Below are 628 nucleotides of genomic sequence, written 5' to 3' on the forward strand. Positions count from 1 at the left end.
AACGAGCGCGGTACGCTTGTCCTACAGCTCCGCGACGCGGTCCGCGTCGGCGCGCATATTGCGGTCGGCAATGTTCCGCTTTACCGCCGCGAGGTTGTCTTTTATAAAACGATAGTCAAGCATATTGTGGTACTCGCTTCTCCGCCGAAGCCGAAATCTGCGGCGGACGCTCATTGCTACATTCTGGCAGGCGAAAGCGCCGCTTATTTCAGCTCATACGTTACGCTGACCGCAGCCGTAACGGTGTTGGCTCCCGCTCCTATCGGCGTCGGCACGTAGCTTCCAGCCGAATCGGCAAGCGCGCGGGCTGTTTTCGGCGCATATACCGGAACCGGCGCGCCGAGCGCGTCTGCAACGTGCAGCACCCTGCCGAGTTTCGCCGAGGATTCGGCGGCAAACAGCCGGGCGGTCGCTTCCGCCTGACGCAGCGCGCGGATTCGGGCTTCGCGGAGCGCATTTTCGGTGTCCGACGACGAATAGTCGAGCGACGAAAGCTCATTCGCTCCGGCGCGTATCGCCGCGTCTATCAGTTGACCGACCAAATTAAGCGTTTGCACCGTGACGTTCAGCCGGTTCGCCACGCGGTATTCTCCCGGCGCGTTCGCGCCGCTGCCGTAGCCGGTCTCGC

1 protein-coding gene is annotated in these 628 nt (G+C 62.4%); it reads right to left on the bottom strand.

The window, feature by feature from the left end; all coding sequences use genetic code 11:
- Nucleotides 1–203: 203 nt before the first annotated feature.
- A partial coding sequence (locus tag AWU74_RS07330) for an SIMPL domain-containing protein (protein ID WP_162505012.1) occupies nt 204–628 on the bottom strand: 425 nt, incomplete at its 5' end.

This window comes from Treponema endosymbiont of Eucomonympha sp. (genome assembly GCF_001028545.1).